The organism is Candidatus Solirubrobacter pratensis (genome assembly GCF_000425945.1).
Classification (GTDB): Bacteria; Actinomycetota; Thermoleophilia; order Solirubrobacterales; family Solirubrobacteraceae; genus Solirubrobacter; species Solirubrobacter pratensis.
The window spans coordinates 150,878-166,926 of sequence record NZ_KE384481.1; the positions used below are offsets into that span (position 1 = coordinate 150,878).

Here is a 16,049-nt window from a genome sequence, read left to right on the forward strand (position 1 = left end):
TCATGGATGTTCGGACCTGTTCAAGAGCGATAGAACGACTTCTATCAGCTTCGAACGCCGAAGTGTTAGAACCGCAGGTGCACCTTGGGGCAGCTGGCGAGCGGCTCGCCCATGCCCGAGCCGGGCGAAGTGCGGAAGCAGCTGCCGAAGCGGAAGCGCCCCTTCCAGGAGCCGGGGAGGTGGACCGTCGCGATCGCCGTGAAGTGGCCCGCGGACGTGCGCTTGGTCTTGGCCGCCACGCGCCGTGAGGACCGCGTGGCGCTGCGCGAGCCGATGTAGAACAGCGTCGGCGCGCTGAGCTTGACCGACTTGGGCACGGTGTAGCGCTGATACAGGCGCGCCACGCCGGGCTTGAGCGGGCGGAACGACAGCTCGAACGAAGGCAGGACGTACGCGCGCACCGGCTGGGAGACGGCGCCCTGGGCGGGCGCGGCGACGCGCAGCTTGTGGTTGCGGTCCAGGGCCGGCTTGAACGCGAACTCGCCGTTGGGGCCGGTCGTCGCCCGCGCCAGCTCGCGGAACGAGCCCTGGAACGGATAGCGCTGACCCTCCAGCACGATCGGCTGGCCGGGCAGCGGCGTCGTGCCGTCGGTCAGCGTGCCGGTGACGGTGTGGGTGGCGCCGTAGCGGACAGCCGGCTTGCCGAGCTTCAGCTCGATCGTGGGCGCCGCCGACGCCGAGGCCGGGAGCGCGAGCAAGACGGCGAGAGCGAGGATGAGCCGCATACGGTCAGCGTAGTGGGCTGCCACCGAGTGTTTGAACGTGTCCGCTTGACACACGGTTCGCTTCGCACGTAAAGTGAACATCTTCGATCATCGGTATGTTCGATGTCGTCCGTTGAGGGGGGAGAGGGTGTGAAGCGATTCGGGTGCCTCGTGGCGTCGATGCTGGCGCTGGCGGCCGCCGCGGCGCCGGCGCGCGCGGCGCAGTACACGGCGAGCAGCGCCGTGAAGATCAACGTGATGGGCGAATGGGCCCATCCCGACGACGACACGAGCATCATCGGACCGTGCGGGGTGTGGCACCAGCGCTACGGCGTGCGCTGCGGGATCATCATGGTCACGCGCGGCGAGGGCGGCGGCAACGCCGTCGGCTCTGAGATCGGGCCGGCGCTCGGCCTGCGGCGCGAGAACGAGGACCGGGTCGCGCACTACCGCTCCGGCACCGTCGACATCTTCAACCTCGACCGCGTCGACTTCTTCTACAACCAGAGCGCGCCGCTGACCCAGTACTTCTGGAACCACGACGAGACCCTGCGGCGCGTCGTGCGGATCATCCGCATGACGCAGCCGGACGTGTACATCGGCTTCACGCCCACGCTCGGCGCCGGCCACGGCAACCACCAGCAGGCGGGCCGGTTCATCTGGGAGGGCATGCTCGCGGCCGCCGACCCGAACATGTTCCCCGAGCAGCTGACCGGGCCGCACGCGCTCTCCACGTGGCAGGTGAAGAAGGTCTTCTCCGGCGGCGCCACGGCCGGCGCCGGCGGGACGACGACGGCCGCCGGCTGCACGACGGGCTTCTCGCCCTCCGGCCTGGACACGGTCGCCGGCGTGTGGACCGGCTACGACTCGCCGTTCGCGTGGCCGGCCGGCAACGTCCAGGGCAAGACCGGCGCCAAGAGCTGGGCGCAGGTCGCGGCCGAGGGCTCCTCGGCCTACCCGACCCAGAGCCGCGTGATGAGCATGCGCGCCGCGGCGCCGGCGTGCTCGCGCTTCGGCATGACCGACTCGTTCGTCCCGTTCCAACCCAACGGCAGCCCGGACGCCGGCAAGGACGACGCGATCCTGGACGGCGCGGTCAAGCCGGACCCGGGCGGGCTCCCGCTCGGGACGCTCGAGTACCTCACGTTCTCCCGCTTCTACAACGCGCCGGGGGCGCCGTTCATCGCGACGCTGCACGTCAAGTCGGGTTCAGGGACCCTGCCGGCGGGAACCGTCGCGCTGACGGTGCCGGCCGGCTGGACGGTCGGCGCGCCGAAGGCGATCGGGCCGACCCCGGCGGGCTCGGAGTCGACCGCGACGTTCACGGTGACGCCGAGCGCGACCGCGGCCGTGAACACCAACTTCAAGGTCTCGGCCCTGCTGTCGAGCGGCTCCGCGACCGGCTACACGGATGACGTCGTACGGGTCGTCTCGCCCGTCGAGGGCCGCTTCCACCGCTGGGGCAACTGGGCCGAGTACGACAGCTGGCTCGAGCAGACCGCTCCCGCGGCGCGCCGGCTCGGGCGCTCGGCCGCGATCCAGACGGTGAGCGCCGGCGAGACGATCACCGTCCCGGTCGACGTCCACAACTGGTCCACGACGTCGCAGAGCGGCACCGTCTCGCTGACGCCGCCGTCCGGCGTGACGGCCGACGCCCTGTCGAAGCCGTACGGCCCGCTGGCGCCCGGCGCCGACGCGACCGTCGACTTCCGCGTCTCGAACTCGTTCACGAACTCGACGCTGCCGATCACCGGTGCGCCCGCAAGCTCGCAGAGCACGAACGTGAACGTGCGCATCACGACCAGCTACGACGGCGGCTCCGGGTTCGAGGACCTGACGCTCGGGATCGTCCCGAAGACGATGGTTCCCGAGGCGGCCGCCGCGCCGTCGGTCGACGGCGTCGAGAGCCCCGGCGAGTACACCGGCGAGGCGCTGGACATCGGGCGCAAGTGGGAGCCGGGCGGCACGACGCGCGACTGCTCGCCGGCCGGCGTCGACTGCGGCTCCTCCGGCGCGCCCGGATCGCCCACGAGCACGTACGCGAAGGTGACCTGGCGCGACGACGCGCTGTACTTCTTCGTCCACGTCCGCGACGAATACCAGTCCTACGCGGTCAAGCCGGAGGAGTGCGTCGCGCACTGGCTGGCGGACTCGGTCGAGATCCTGATCGACCCGCGCGGGAACGCGTCGCAGGTGCTCAAGGACACCGCGAACACGTTCAAGCTCGGGATCTTCCCGTTCACGAACGACCCGAGCGGCTCCAACGGCAACGGCGCCGACGGGCCGTGCTGGGAGCGCGACGCCGACAACCACCAGGGCTACTCGACCGGTCCGCTGGCCGCGACGGTCGACGGCGCCCCCAACGCGCCCGGCGTCGTGGTCAAGTCGACGGCGGCGTGGGTCGGGTCCAACGACACCGGCGTCGACCACTCGTATGGCGCGACCGGCGGCTACGACCTCGAGGTCAAGATCCCGATGGCCGACCTGCCGGCGGCGGTCGACCCCGCCAACATGGGGCTGAACATCACGCCGTACGACGAGGACAACACGGCGGCCGCGGGCACGACGACGCTGCGCCACATCGATCAGAGCACGCGGCTGGCGTGGTCGACGTTCGGCAGCGTGCAGTCGGATCCGTACCGCTGGGGCCGCGCCGTGCTCAGCGGCTACACGCCGCCCGCCGGCCGCTCGACGACGCCGGACGCGCCGAACGTGTCGCATCCGAACCTCGACGGCGTGGACTCGCCGCAGACGATCGCGCAGTCGGCGCGCAACGGCGTCCCGATCTCGGGGCGGACGCCGGCCTCCGGCGTGTCGGTGTCCAAGGTCGTCCTGACGCCGGGCGTGTTCAAGGCCGAGATCGACGCGCCGAGCGCGGGCACCGCGCACGTGTTCCTGTGGAAGGGCGAGAAGGGCTACATCCCCGTGTTCAAGACGAGCTGCACGCCGGCCGCCGACCCGCCACCGGACTTCGGGCTCACGGCCTGCGCGCTGACGGACGGCTCGATCCCGGCGTGGTCGCCGGACATGGGCGGGCACGTGGTGCGCGACCTGAAGGTCGGCGTCAAGGCGGGGCACAACGCCGTGACGATCCCGCTCGACCGCGCGGCGTTCGACAGGCTCGCCGGCGGCGACGGCTCGGCGCTGGTCTCCTACGAGAGCGGCTCGGACGAGGTGGCCGCGTTCGATGTGCCGTTGAAGGCGACGTCGAGCGACCGGTCGGCCGGGGGCACCGCCGGCCACACGACACCTTGAGGGGGTCCGGGGGCGCCCTCCGGGGCGCCCCCGACGGGCTCACGCGTATCCCGCGGCGCGACCGGCGCGGGCGACGCGCTCGGCCATCTTGCGGTTGGCCTCGTCGATCATCTCGCCGTCGTACATCGCGGCGCCCTGGCCCCCGGCGTGCGCGGCGTCATAGGCCGCGAGCATCGCCTCGGCGCGCTCCCACTCCTCGCGCGCGGGCGCGAAGATCTCGTTGACGGTCGCGATCTGCCCAGGGTGGATCGTCCACTTGCCGTCCATCCCGAGCGCGCGGGCGAGGCGCGAGCGCTCGCGCAGCCCCTCCTCGTCCCCCACGCGCGCGTACGGGCCGTCGATCGCCTGGATGCCGGCGGCGCGGGCGGCGACGACCAGGCGCGAGTAGACGTAGTTGAGGTGGTCGCCGGGATAGCCCTCGGGCGCGCCGCCGATGGTCGTGATCGGGATGCCGACGGCGGCGCTGTAATCGCCGGGCCCGAAGATCAGCGTCTCCATCCGCGCCGATGCGGCCGCGATGGCCTCGCACGCGACGAGCCCGGTCGCATCCTCGATCTGGGCCTCGATCCCGATCCGGCCGGGCTCGAGGCCGTGCGCGAGCTCGATCTGCGTGAGCAGCTTGTCGGTCATCTCGACGTCGCCGGGCGTGCGGACCTTCGGCAGCATGACCGCGTCGAGCTTGGCGCCCGCCTGCTCGACGACGTCGATCAGGTCGCGGTAGTAGTGCGGCGTGTCGGTCCCGTTCACGCGCACGACGACGGTCATCCCGTCGCGGAAGTCGAGCGTGTTGAGCGCCTCGATCACCCGCCCGCGCGCGCTCTCCTTCTCGTTCGGCGCGACCGCGTCCTCGAGGTCCAGGAAGACCTCGTCGGCCTCCAGCCCGGGCGCCTTGGCGAGGAACCGCTCGCTCGAGCCGGGCACGGCGTGGCACGTTCGGCGGGAGCGCATCGGGGGAGGGTAACGTCGTCCGGACGCCGGCCTGCCGCTTGGGGGCCGACCCACGACGAGTCGCCGCCGCAGGCGACGGGAGGACGAAACTCACTTTCCATGCCCGAGCTGCCGGAAGCCGAGCGCGCGCGACAGGTGATCGAGCGCGCGCTCGGGCGCGAGATCGTCGCGGTCGACGACGCCGACGCCTACGTCTGCCGCCCGCACTCGGCGGGCGAGCTCGCGGCCGCGCTGACCGGCCACACGCTCACGTCCGCCCACCGGCGCGGGAAGTTCCTCTGGGTCGAGACCGACGGGCCGGAGCTCGGCCTGCACCTCGGCATGGCGGGCCGGATCGTCGTCGACGAGCCGCCTGAGCCGCACGGCTGGGACCGCTTCTCGCTCGAGTTCGCCGGCGGCGGCCGGCTCGCGCTGCGCGACAAGCGCCGGCTCGGCCGCGCGGTGCTGAACCCCGACTACTCGCACGTCGGCCCCGACGCCGCCGAGGTCTCGCGCGACGTGTTCCGCGAGCGCGTGAGCCGCAGCGGCATGCCGATCAAGGCGCGGCTCCTCGATCAGGGCGCGATCGCGGGCGTCGGCAATCTGCTCGCCGACGAGTCGCTGTGGCGCGCGAGGATGTCGCCGCTGCGCCCGGCCAACTCGCTCTCGACCGACGAGCTCGACGGGCTGCGGCGCATGATCCGCGCGGCCGTCCGCGACGCGGTGCGCAACGGCGGCGTCCACACCGGGCGATTCATGCCCGCGCGCGTGCGCGGGGGCGCGTGCCCGCGCGACGGGACGCCGCTGTCCCTGGACACGGTCGGCGGCCGCACGACGCTGTGGTGCCCGACGTGCCAGGTGTGATCCGGGGCTAGCGCGCGAGGGCGCGGAGTCGCTGCTCGGACGCGCTGCCCGGGGCGGCGTGCAGGACGACGAGCCGCTGGCCTGGGGCGCCGCTGACCTCGAAGACCTCGGCGTCGAGCTCGAGCGCCCCGGCGTCGGGATGCCTGAAGCGCTGCGTGCCGGCCCGCTTCTCGATCACGTCGTGGGAGGCCCACAGCGCGGCGAACTCCGGGCTGGCCATCAGCTCGTCGACGAGCGCCTCGGTGCCTGCGGCGCCGCCGCCCCGCGCCGAGCGCAGCGTGGCGACGCCGTCGCGCAGCAGCTCGGGGAGGTCGCCGGGGTCGTAGCCGGCGCGCGCGTGCGGATCGAGGAAGGCGTCGCGCAGCAGGTTGCGGCCGGGCCGGTAGCTGGGGTGCAGGGCCGTCGCGAGCCGGTTGGCGGCCAGCACGCCCGACAGGCGGTCCATGACGAACGCCGGCACGTCGACGTGCCGGTCCAGCAGCCGGCGCAGCTGCTCGCGGACGCCGGCCGGCTCGGGGGCCGCCGCGGACCGGGGCGCCAGGCCGGCGAGCGCGCGCAGGTGGCGCGCCCCGGCATCGTCGAGCCGCAGCGCGCGCCCGAGCGCCTCGACCACGTCCCCTGACGGCCGCCTGTCGCGCCCCTGCTCGAGGCGGACGTAATAGGTGACGCTCATCTCGGCGAGCATCGCGACCTCCTCGCGCCGCAGGCCGGGAACCCGCCGCCGTCCGCCGTCGGCGAGGCCGACCTCCGCCGGCATGAGCCGGGCGCGACGGGCCCGGAGGAACGCCGCGAGGCTGTTGTCGTCGCCGCGCGCCGGCACCCTTCGACGGTACCCCGCGTGCGGCCCGCGGCGCGCGCCGATCACAGGTGAATCGCGCTCGCCGGCACGCCGTTGACCGTCGTGTCGCCCTGGATGAAGCCCGGGCCGACCGCCTGCAGGTGATCGGTCAGCGGGTACTCGAGCGTCGGGGTCGTGAGCCCGTCGAGCTCCGCGCTCTGCTCGGCGGTCAGCTCGACCCGGAGCGAGGCGAGGTTGGCGTCGAGCTGCGCCAGGGTGCGCGCCCCGACGAGCGTCGTCGTCACGAGCTGCCGCCGGCGGACCCAGGCGAGGGCGACGGAGGCGACCGATCCCCCGGCCTCGCCGGCGATCCGCTCGAGCACGTCGAGCAGCGCGAAGGTCTCCTCGGTGAGATGCGGCTGCGCCGCCGCTGCGCGTCCGGAGCCGGGCGCGGGCCGGGCGCGCGAGTACTTGCCCGAGAGGACGCCGCCGGCGAGCGGGCTCCAGGGCGTGACGCCCAGCCCCAGCTCGCGGGCCACGCCGAAGGTGCCGCCCTCGGCCGACCGCGCGAGCAGCGAGTACTCGGCCTGGAGTGCGATCGGCGCCGCGCGCCCGCGCAGCTCGGCGATCGCGCAGGCGCGGGCGACCGCCCAGGCAGGGACGTTCGAGAGCCCGATGTAGCGGACCTTGCCGGCGCGGACGAGATCGTCGAGCGTCGAGATCGTCTCGTCGAGCGGCGTGTGCGGGTCCCAGTTGTGCAGCCAGTACAGGTCGACATAGTCGGTGCCGAGGCGTCGCAGCGAGCCGTCGAGCGCCTGGAGGATCGCCTTGCGGCCGTTGCCTCCGGCGTTCGGATCGTCAGGCACGAGGTTGCCGCCGAACTTCGTGGAGAGCACCAACCGGTCGCGCAGGCCGGCGTGCCTCGCCAGGTACGCGCCGATCAGCTCCTCGCTGCGCCCGCCGGTGTAGAGGCTGGCCGTGTCTATGACGTTGCCTCCGGCCGCCAGGTAGCGGTCGATGATCCGCCAGGACTCCTCGTCGGAGGTGCCCCAGCTCGGGTTGCCGAAGGTCATGGCCCCGAGGGTCAGGGGGCTCACCCGGAGCCCGCTCGGACCGAGGGTGCGAAAGTCGGTGAGTTCCATCGCCGCCGACGCTAACGCCGCTCCGCGAGATATCCAGACCGGCTCGAGGGTGGTACCGGCGGCACCAGGATCGCCCGGCTCCGCGCGGCTGCGCGATCCGGCGAGGGCCTGGTCGCTCGGCCGCGGGTCCCGGCGCCCGGCCGCGCCTTCGTTCCGCGTGGCTGCGCGATCCGGCGAGGGCTTGGCCGCTCGGCCGCGGGTCCCGGCGCCCCGCCCGCCTTCGTTCCGCGCGGCTGCGCGATCCGGCGAGGGCCTGGCCGCTCGGCCGCGGGTCCTGTCCTCGCGGGTCCCGGGTCGGCGCTGAACTGACACCCGCGCTTGAGCGCCCTGCCGCGGGAGCTCGACATCGCGCGTCGGCGCTGCTGCCACGTCAGCCCGGCTTCGCGCGCCAAGCGCCCTGCCACGCCATTCAGCCGCCGACCCCCAAACGCCCACGAGGCCACCCGCGGGTGGAGCGGTTACGGCGCAGCGGCGAGGCCGTCGCTCGCTCCGCCGGCGCTCGCGGGAGCCTCACTCGGCCCCGCAGCCACCCGGATCGAGCGTCTAGGTGCCATAACGATCACCCGCCCAAGGGGTGCGTCACCTTTGCGGGCTATGGGTCGACAAACCTGACACACCCCCCGCGCGCCGAGCGCGTTCTTGATCGCATACGATCGTTTTCCCGCCTGACGCGCTCGAATACGGTCGCCAGCGCCGATCGCGCGTGATCCGTGGGACCCTCCGCGCGCAACCCTGCGCCAGAGCCGACACGCACGCCCTTACCAGCGCACTTCCGATCCCCGATCACCGCCGGCACAAGATCCGCGCACGACCTGCACCAGAGTCGACACGCATCCCTTACCAGCGGAGTTCCGGTCCCTGCCGCCGCGGCCGCCGGCTACGCGCGCTCCTGCGCCGCGCGCACCGCGGCGCGCACGGCGTCCACCGCCGCCGGCGGGTCCATCCCCGAGCCGGTGAGCAGGTCCACGGCGGTCGACCGGATCTGCCCCACGATCACGCTCACCGACAGGTTGCCCGTGCGCTCGAGCACGAGCGTCGCGGTCGCCGCGGCGCGCAGCGCCGGCTCGCGGACGGCCTCCGGCGACCCGTCGTCGGCGAGCGTCCGCTCCAGCGCGATGACGGCGTCCGCCAGGTCCTCGAGCGCCTCCGGCACCTCCTCCGGCACGTTCTCCTTCAGCGTCAGCGCGCGAATCGCTCCGCGCGCGAGCACGCGCACGTTGCGGACCGCGAGATCGATCTGGGCCGCCGCCCCCGCGAACGCCTCGATCGTCCCGCGCGCACCGCGGCGCGCGACCGAGTAGCGCGCCGTCTCGCGCCCCTCGCGCACCGCGTCGGCGAACTTGCCCGAGAGGTCGTCGATCCCGCGGGCACGGTCCAGGGCGGCGCCGGCGGCGTCGAGGTCGCGCGCCGCGAGCGCCCGGGCGACGTCGCGCAGCGTCGCCGCCAGCTCCTCCAGCACCGGCCGCGACGCGTCGCGCAGTATCCGTTGCGGATCGGTCGGCAGCAGCAGCGCGGCGACCGCGAGCGCGATCGAGCCGCCGGTCAGCGCGTCGACCGAGCGGGCGAACGTGATGCCGCTCGACGGCGGCTGGATGGTCGCGACCAAGGCGGCCGACACGGCCGCCTGGTTGACGAACAGCTGGCTGGAGGTGAAGAGCAGGCCCATGCCCATCGCGAGGAACACGACGATCGCGAGCTGGATCGTCCCGGTGCCGATCTGGGAAAGCAGGACGTCGGAGAGGGCGATGCCGAGCGAGACGCCGATCACGAGCTCCGCGGCCCGCCGCCCGCGCTGGTGGTAGCTCTGGCCGAGCGCGATGATCGCCGAGACCGGCGCGAAGAACGGTGCCTGGTGGCCCCACACCTCGGTCGCGAACAGCCACGCGAGCGCCGCCGCGACCGAGGCCTGCACCATCGTGCGCCAGGACACGCGCAGGCGCACAAGGCGCGAGCGCATCGAGACGCGCGAGCGCTCGGTGGCCTCCTCGATCAGCGGCTGGAACACAGCTCGCGCCGGTATTCCACCAACGGGAGGCCCAGCATCGGCTCCTCGAACGGCCGCCCCTGCAGCGACCAGCCCTCGCGCGCATAGAACGCGCGCGCGCGTGACTGACCGGCGGGCGTGTAGAGCCGGATCGTGCTGTAGCCCTGGCGCCGCGCCTCCTCAAGCCCGAGCCGGTGCAGCCGCGTCGCGAGGCCGGTGCCCCACCACGGCGGGCGCACGAAGAGCATCCACAGGTGCGCGCGACCGGGGATCCGCACGTGCGAGCGCTCGGGCTCGCTCGCGGAGGTGATGCCGACGTGGCCGGCGGGCTCGCCGCCGGGCTCCAGCGCCATCGCGCACCAGGTCGAAGTCTGGCGCAGGCGCTCGCGGATCGCCCGGATCTCGACGGCGCGCGGCGGCGGCTGCCACCCGGGCGGCGCCCAGTCGAGATAGGACTCGAAGCCGAGGCGGGTGGTGTTGGCCAGCGAGGACGCGTCGTCGGGACCGGCGATGCGGATCTCCAGCGAGGCGGCGTCCACGCGGCGAGCGTAGCGATCGGCACGCCAAACACCGACCCTAAGTCTGTGGTCGAGGGTGAGAGACGCGGGAGATCGGGTCTCAACCCCACGCCCACCGCTCAAGCGGCCGCGCCGGGCTGCCGACACCGGGAGGGAGCCGGAGATCCCGCCACCGGCCGCTCCCTCCCCTTGACCCGCAGAATCCTCGCCACCGCCTTCGCCAGCGCGACCGTGTTCGTCGCCGTGCTCGGCGTTCCTGCGCTGTCCGACGACCCCACGCCGACGCCTTCGCCGGACAACTCCGCGACGCAGACGCCGGAGGCGACGGCGACGGCCGCGCCCACGCAGGCGCCCACGGAGACGGCGACCGAGGCGCGGACGCAGGCGCCGACGCAGGCGCCGACCGAGGCCCCCACGCAGGCGCCCGCCACCGACACCCCGGAAGCCGATCCGACCTCGACGCCGACCCAGGCCCCCACCGAGACGCCCTTCCCGTCGCCGGTCGACACGACGATCCCGACCTCGGACGCGACCGGCACCGCCGCGACGGCGACGCCCACGCCGACCGCGACGCCGGCCAGGAAGGCCGCGCGTCCCGCGAACGTCAGCTCGCCCAAGAAGGGCCAGGCACGCGTGTGCGGAGGCGGCGACCAAGCCTCGACTTCTGCTTCAGGGTGCGTGAAGGCGCCGGAGAAGGTCAAGACGGTTCCGGCCCCGGCGCTCACCAACCACGACGGCTCCCCCGCCCCGAGCAACCCGAGCTACGCGCTCTCGATCCCGGGGCCGGCGAAGGTCGGGGTGCCGAACTTCTTCATCGACAAGTTCCGAATCCCGCCGTTCCTGCTCCCGATCTACCAGGCCGCCGGCATGCAGTACGGCATCCGCTGGGAGGTCCTCGCGGGCATCAACGAGATCGAGACCGACTACGGCCGCAACCTGAACATCTCCTCCGCCGGCGCGCTCGGCTGGATGCAGTTCATGCCCTCGACGTGGAAGCAGTACGGCGTCGACGCCAACCAGGACGGTGTCAAGGACCCGTTCAACCCGGTCGACGCGATCTTCGCCGCCGCGCGCTATCTCAAGGCGGCCGGCGGCGACAAGGACCTGCGCCGCGCGATCTTCGCCTACAACCACGCCGACTGGTACGTCGACTCGGTCCTGATGCGCGCCCAGGTCATCGGCGGCATCCCGGGCGACCTCGTCGGCTCGCTCACGGGGCTCACGCAGGGCCGCTTCCCCGTCCGCGCCAAGGCGACCTACGCCGGCGCGCTGACGAAGGCCGACCGCAAGCGCAAGGGGTCCAATCCCGCCATCACGGTCGAGTCCAAGGCCGGCCGCAAGGGCATCGAGATCTTCGCCAAGGCCGGCTCACCGGTGATCGCCGTCAACGACGGCAAGGTGACCAAGCTCGGCAGGACCAAGCGCCTCGGCCGCTATCTCGTGCTGCAGGACGTCTACGGCAACTCCTACACGTACGCGCACCTCAAGACGGTCGCCAAGACCTATCCCTCGCCCAAGCCGCGCAAGGCGACGGCGCAGAAGAAGGCGTCCAAGCGCCGCGGCCTGGTGCACGCGCCGTCCGCGCCGCCGGTGCAGCCCGCGGCGACCCCCGCCGCCGCGACCGCCAAGGTGCGCTTGTTCGCCCATCCCGAGCGCACGAAGGCGCGCGACGCGGGCGGCGAGGCGCAGCTCAGCGACGCCGGCGCGTCCGCCGGCGCCCCGCTCGGCCTGGATCCGAAGGACTTCCGCGCCAAGCCGCTCGTGAAGGGCGCCCCGGTGCTCGGCGGCACCACGCTCGGCCGCATCGGCACGCAGCCCGGCGGCAAGGCGCCGCACCTGCTGTTCGAGATCCGCCCGGCCGGCCGCGGCGCGCCGCGCATCGATCCGAAGCCGATCCTCGACGGCTGGAAGCTCCTCGAGTCGACGGCGATCTACCGCGCCAAGGGCAAGAACGCGCTGCTCGCGAACGAGGGCGAGGAGCTCTCGATCGGCCAGATCATGCTGATGAGCAAGCAGGCGCTGAGCAAGCGCGTGCTCGAGGACCAGCGGATCGACATCTACTCGTGCGGCCGCGCGGACATCCGCGCAGGCGCGATCGACCGCCGCGTCCTGGCGACGCTCGAGTACCTCGCCGTGAGCGGGCTCAAGCCGACGGTGTCGTCGCTGGAGTGCGGCCACGGGCTGATGACGACCTCCGGCAACGTGTCCGAGCACACGACCGGGACGGCGGTCGACATCGCCGCGGTCAACGGCATCCCGATCTACGGCCACCAGGGCCCGAACTCGATCGCGGACGTGACGATCCAGCGGCTGCTGACGCTGCAGGGCACGATGAAGCCGCACCAGATCATCTCCCTGATGACGTTCAAGGGCGCCGACAACACGCTGGCGATGGCCGATCACGACGACCACATCCACGTCGGTTGGCGCCCGCTCTACGGCGACAACAAGCAGGCCGCGCGGCAGATCGACGCGATCCTCAAGCCGAAGCAGTGGATCAAGCTGATCGATCGCCTGGGCGAGATCGACAACCCGAAGGTGGCCGCGCAGCCCTCCAAGTACGCCGTCAAGGACAAGCCGCGCGAGGCCGCCGCCGGCTCAGGCGACTAGAGCTCGGCCAGAGGGGCGCGCACCGAGGCCGCGAGCTCGACCGGCACGCTGGTCGCCGTCGGCGCGGGCCGCGGCTGGGAGGTGCGCGCACCCCGGGATTCGGCTCGATTCATGATCGCCGAGACGCGCCCGGGCAAGTCCGGGCGGGCGCCGGAGAGTCGCGGGTCTCCGTGTCGTGCCTTCTCACAGCCGGCGAACTGCGCTGGTAAGAGTGAGTCAGTTTGCCTGCGCGGTTCGCGAGGGCGCGTGATCGAACAGGGCGGGCGTGGCGAGGCAGTGCACGACGAAACTTCAAATAGTTCGAAGGTTCGTAGGGCACCCCCTCCGTCCCGTGCGCGAAGATGATCCTTCGCGCGCGCATCGACCGCACCGGTGATCGAGCGTGACCGTCGGCCCGCCGCGCCCCGCGCCGGCCGCGAGTCCGCGATTCCCGGCTCGCGCCGTCACCGCTCGCGCGCCGGTCGGGACGTCGTCCCCGCCGGTCAGCCCTCCGACGCAAACCCGGGAGTAGAATCGACAGTCCATCCGCCGGAAGTTGAGCCGCGTGCGGAGCTGCGCGACCGGGAAGCGGACGGATAGCGGCAACTGTGCTCCAGACGGCTCCCCCACGCCGCAAGACGCGACCGCCGGAGAGCGGGACGGGCACGCTCTCTGAGCGGAGTGATCATGAACACGAACGACCATTCGGTGCACTTCGCCGGGGGCACTCTCGGCCGGCACCGTCACATCTGCGCGCTCTTCAACAGCATCGACGAGGAGCACCGGGTGCTTCGCTCGTTCATCAAGGAAGGCTTTGAACGGGGGGAGAAAGCGCTCCACTTCGTGGGCCCCGGGCTACATGACGAACATCTGAAGCGGCTCGCCGAAGCAGATATCGATGTGGAGGGGGCAATCGGTTCGGGCCAGTTGGACGTGCGGCTCTGGCAGGACGCCCAGCTCCGGGAGGATCGGTTCGACCAGGACGCCATGCTCGCCTTGATCGAAGAAGTGCTCCAGGCGGGCAAGGCGGCGGGCTATCCGCTGACGAGGTTTCTCGCGCATATGGAATGGGCGCTGCAGGACACTCCGGGCGTCGAGAACCTGGTCGAATTCGAGACACGCGTCAACTACGTGCTTCCGAAGTACGACGATCCGGTGATCTGTGCGTACGACCTGTCGAAATTCAGCTCGAGTGTCGTCATCGACATCATGCGGACGCACCCGGTCGTAATCATCGGCGGGGTGCTGCAGGAGAACCCGTTCTTCGTTTCGCCCGACCAGTTCCTCCTCGAGCTGCGGGAGCGACGGTCGACTCGCGAGAGCGCAAGCGCGGAGCGCTAGATGGCCGTGGATCCCGGTGCCGAGATCGCCCGGCTGCGGGCAGCGGTCAGGGATCTCGTGGCACTTTCCAGCATCCCGGCGGCGTGGGTCGGAAGAGAACCGCCCGACATCGCCGCCGGGCTTGCCGGCGCGCTGGTCGGATCGCTGCAACTCGATTTTGCCTTCGTGCGTCTGTGCGATCCCAGTGGCGCGGGCGCAGTCGAGGTCACGCGGGGGAATACATGGAAGACGTTTCCGGAATGGCTGGAGCGTCACCTCACGAGCGGCCAGCTCTCGTGTAAGGAGGTCGTCGCCGACGTCGCCGACGTCGCCGGCGCCGTGGAGCCATGCCGCGGCGTCGTCATTCCCATCGGGATCGATGCCGAGGGAGGGCTGGTCGCAGCAGCCTGCGATCGCACCGACTTTCCCACCGAGATCGACCAGATGCTGCTTTCGATCGCTGCGAATCACGCCGCGACGGCATTTCAGAATGCCCGCCTCATAGCCGAGCGCATCCGGGCCGAAGAAGAGCTTCGCAGAGCCGGCAACGAGCTCGAGATGAAGGTGGCCGAGCGGACGGAGGAACTGCGCGCCTCGCGCGCGCGGATCGTGGCCGCGGCCGACGAGACGCGCCGGCGCATCCAGCGCGACCTGCACGACGGAGCCCAGCAACGCCTCGTCCATACCGTCATCACGCTGAAACTGGCACGCCGCGCGCTCCAGCGGCAGGACGAGGACGTCCCCGCGCTCGTGACCGAGGCGCTGCAACAGGCAGAGCGTGCGAACGACGAGCTCCGCGAGCTCGCGCATGGGATCCTCCCGGCCGTGCTCACGACCGGCGGGCTGCGCGCGGCGGTGTATGCGCTGGCTTCGCAGATGCCGATGCAGGTTGAGATCGGGGTGGGTGTGGGCCGGCTCCCCGCGGCGGTGGAGGCGACCGCCTACTACGTCGTCGCCGAGGCCCTGACCAACGTCGCCAAACACTCGCGAGCAGGCCGCGTCACGGTCACGGCGGGCATCGAGGACCGCACGCTTGAAGTCCTCGTACGCGACGACGGCCGGGGAGGCGCGCGACCCGACGGCAGCGGTCTCATGGGGCTCGCGGACCGGCTTGCCGCCCTCGACGGCCGGCTTCGGATCGAGAGCCCCGCCGACGGCGGGACGCTGGTCGCGGCCGCCCTCCCCCTCGCCGGTTCATTCCCGCCGTCGCAAACGTAGGCCTCTCCTAGAGCACTTCACTGTGCCGGCCGCTGGTCCGCGCCAGGGTGAGCGGTCATCTCACCGGCGTCACGGCCGAGCCGACTCCCTGTCGTTCCGCCAGCAACGCGTCGATGAGCGCCTCGAGATCCTCACGGTACGTGTCGCGGTCGTCTGCCGCCGTCCACGCCGCGGCGGCCGCCGCCAGCATCGGGTAGCGCTCGGGATCGGGGGCACCGCGAAGCTCCCGCTGCCGGCTCGGCCCTTCAGAGCTCGCGCCGGCGCGCACGAGCAGCGAGCCGAGCGTGAAGCTCCACATCAGCCGGTACGCCCGCACCGCCGCTTGGATCGACAGCCCCGCGTCGCGCAGCGCCGCATGGATCTCCTCGATCGCCCCGAGCACCGACGGCGCCATCATCCGGCGGCGCGCCAGCACCTCAGGGACCCAGGAGTGCTCCGCCAGGCTGTCGTAGATCGTCGACCACAGCACCAGCATCGCGCCCTTCGGGTCTTGCGGCCGCGACGGGTACACGAGCCGGGCCGCGAGGCGGTCGACCAGCACCATCAGCAGCTCGTCCTTGCTGCCCACGTGCCGGTAGGGCGCCATCGCGGAGACGCCGAGCTCGCTCGCGAGCCGGCGCATCGTCAGCGCCTCGACGCCCTCGGCGTCGAGCAGCCGGATCGCGGTGTCGAGCACCGCTTCGCGATCGATCGTCGGCGGGCGACCCCTGCCGCGCTTGGCGGACCCGCCGCCTGGCGGCCGTTTCGATG

General features: G+C 72.3%; 12 protein-coding genes. 5 read left to right on the plus strand and 7 right to left on the minus strand.

All coding sequences use genetic code 11. The features are described 5' to 3' along the window. Nucleotides 1–65: 65 nt before the first annotated feature. Nucleotides 66–725 (minus strand): hypothetical protein, encoded by a 660-nt coding sequence (locus tag H958_RS0130260; RefSeq protein WP_028061406.1) that lies wholly within the window; start codon nt 723–725, stop codon nt 66–68. Nucleotides 726–854: 129 nt separating this feature from the next. Between H958_RS0130260 and H958_RS41415 the strand changes: the two genes are divergently transcribed. Continuing rightward, nucleotides 855–3,959: a PIG-L family deacetylase gene (locus H958_RS41415; protein ID WP_051325016.1), complete on the plus strand. Its 3,105-nt coding sequence runs from the start codon at nt 855–857 to the stop codon at nt 3,957–3,959. Nucleotides 3,960–3,998: 39 nt separating this feature from the next. Here H958_RS41415 and H958_RS0130270 read toward each other — a convergent pair whose 3' ends face one another. Continuing rightward, complete coding sequence (locus H958_RS0130270) at nt 3,999–4,907, minus strand: HpcH/HpaI aldolase/citrate lyase family protein (RefSeq protein WP_028061407.1); 909 nt, start codon at nt 4,905–4,907, stop codon at nt 3,999–4,001. Nucleotides 4,908–5,006: 99 nt separating this feature from the next. Between H958_RS0130270 and H958_RS0130275 the strand changes: the two genes are divergently transcribed. Then, entirely contained in the window at nt 5,007–5,750 is a 744-nt protein-coding gene (locus tag H958_RS0130275; protein WP_028061408.1) for an Fpg/Nei family DNA glycosylase, read from the plus strand. Nucleotides 5,751–5,757: 7 nt separating this feature from the next. Here H958_RS0130275 and H958_RS0130280 read toward each other — a convergent pair whose 3' ends face one another. The 4 genes from H958_RS0130280 to H958_RS47945 form a co-directional block, all read right to left on the minus strand. Next, the gene (locus H958_RS0130280; RefSeq protein ID WP_028061409.1) at nt 5,758–6,570 is read right to left on the minus strand and encodes a helix-turn-helix transcriptional regulator; all 813 of its coding nucleotides are present in this window, start codon (nt 6,568–6,570) and stop codon (nt 5,758–5,760) included. A 41-nt stretch (nt 6,571–6,611) separates the two neighbouring features. Next, a complete protein-coding gene (locus H958_RS0130285; protein ID WP_028061410.1) occupies nt 6,612–7,670 on the minus strand; it encodes an aldo/keto reductase in 1,059 nt (352 codons plus the stop codon). Between the two features lie 877 nt (nt 7,671–8,547). Next, nucleotides 8,548–9,675, minus strand: a complete 1,128-nt coding sequence (locus H958_RS0130290) for an FUSC family protein (protein WP_051325017.1) — start codon at nt 9,673–9,675, stop codon at nt 8,548–8,550. Continuing rightward, nucleotides 9,660–10,193, minus strand: a complete 534-nt coding sequence (locus tag H958_RS47945; protein ID WP_028061412.1) for a GNAT family N-acetyltransferase — start codon at nt 10,191–10,193, stop codon at nt 9,660–9,662. The genes H958_RS0130290 and H958_RS47945 overlap by 16 nt, the downstream gene beginning before the upstream one ends. 168 nt (nt 10,194–10,361) lie before the next feature. Here H958_RS47945 and H958_RS44385 point away from each other — a divergent pair, with 168 nt between their 5' ends. The 3 genes from H958_RS44385 to H958_RS44390 all read left to right on the plus strand — a co-directional run bounded on the left by H958_RS44385 (nt 10,362) and on the right by H958_RS44390 (nt 15,299). Then, a complete protein-coding gene (locus H958_RS44385; protein ID WP_196807638.1) occupies nt 10,362–12,782 on the plus strand; it encodes a lytic murein transglycosylase in 2,421 nt (806 codons plus the stop codon). A gap of 666 nt (nt 12,783–13,448) precedes the next feature. Further along, nucleotides 13,449–14,102 (plus strand): MEDS domain-containing protein, encoded by a 654-nt coding sequence (locus H958_RS0130305; protein ID WP_028061413.1) that lies wholly within the window; start codon nt 13,449–13,451, stop codon nt 14,100–14,102. Further along, nucleotides 14,103–15,299, plus strand: a complete 1,197-nt coding sequence (locus tag H958_RS44390; RefSeq protein WP_051325019.1) for a GAF domain-containing sensor histidine kinase — start codon at nt 14,103–14,105, stop codon at nt 15,297–15,299. It begins immediately after the preceding gene. 55 nt (nt 15,300–15,354) lie between these two features. Here the strand turns inward: H958_RS44390 and H958_RS41430 are convergent, their stop codons facing one another. Beyond that, entirely contained in the window at nt 15,355–15,975 is a 621-nt protein-coding gene (locus H958_RS41430; RefSeq protein ID WP_051325020.1) for a TetR/AcrR family transcriptional regulator, read from the minus strand. Nucleotides 15,976–16,049 lie beyond the last annotated feature (74 nt).

Bases quoted from the DNA above. Each gene is read 5' to 3' on its own strand.
- H958_RS0130260 (WP_028061406.1), bottom strand. From the start codon at position 725: ATGCGGCTCATCCTCGCTCTCGCCGTCTTGCTCGCGCTCCCGGCCTCG.
- H958_RS0130270 (WP_028061407.1), bottom strand. From the start codon at position 4,907: ATGCGCTCCCGCCGAACGTGCCACGCCGTGCCCGGCTCGAGCGAGCGG.
- H958_RS0130275 (WP_028061408.1), top strand. From the start codon at position 5,007: ATGCCCGAGCTGCCGGAAGCCGAGCGCGCGCGACAGGTGATCGAGCGC.
- H958_RS0130285 (WP_028061410.1), bottom strand. From the start codon at position 7,670: ATGGAACTCACCGACTTTCGCACCCTCGGTCCGAGCGGGCTCCGGGTG.
- H958_RS0130305 (WP_028061413.1), top strand. From the start codon at position 13,449: ATGAACACGAACGACCATTCGGTGCACTTCGCCGGGGGCACTCTCGGC.
- H958_RS44390 (WP_051325019.1), top strand. From the start codon at position 14,103: ATGGCCGTGGATCCCGGTGCCGAGATCGCCCGGCTGCGGGCAGCGGTC.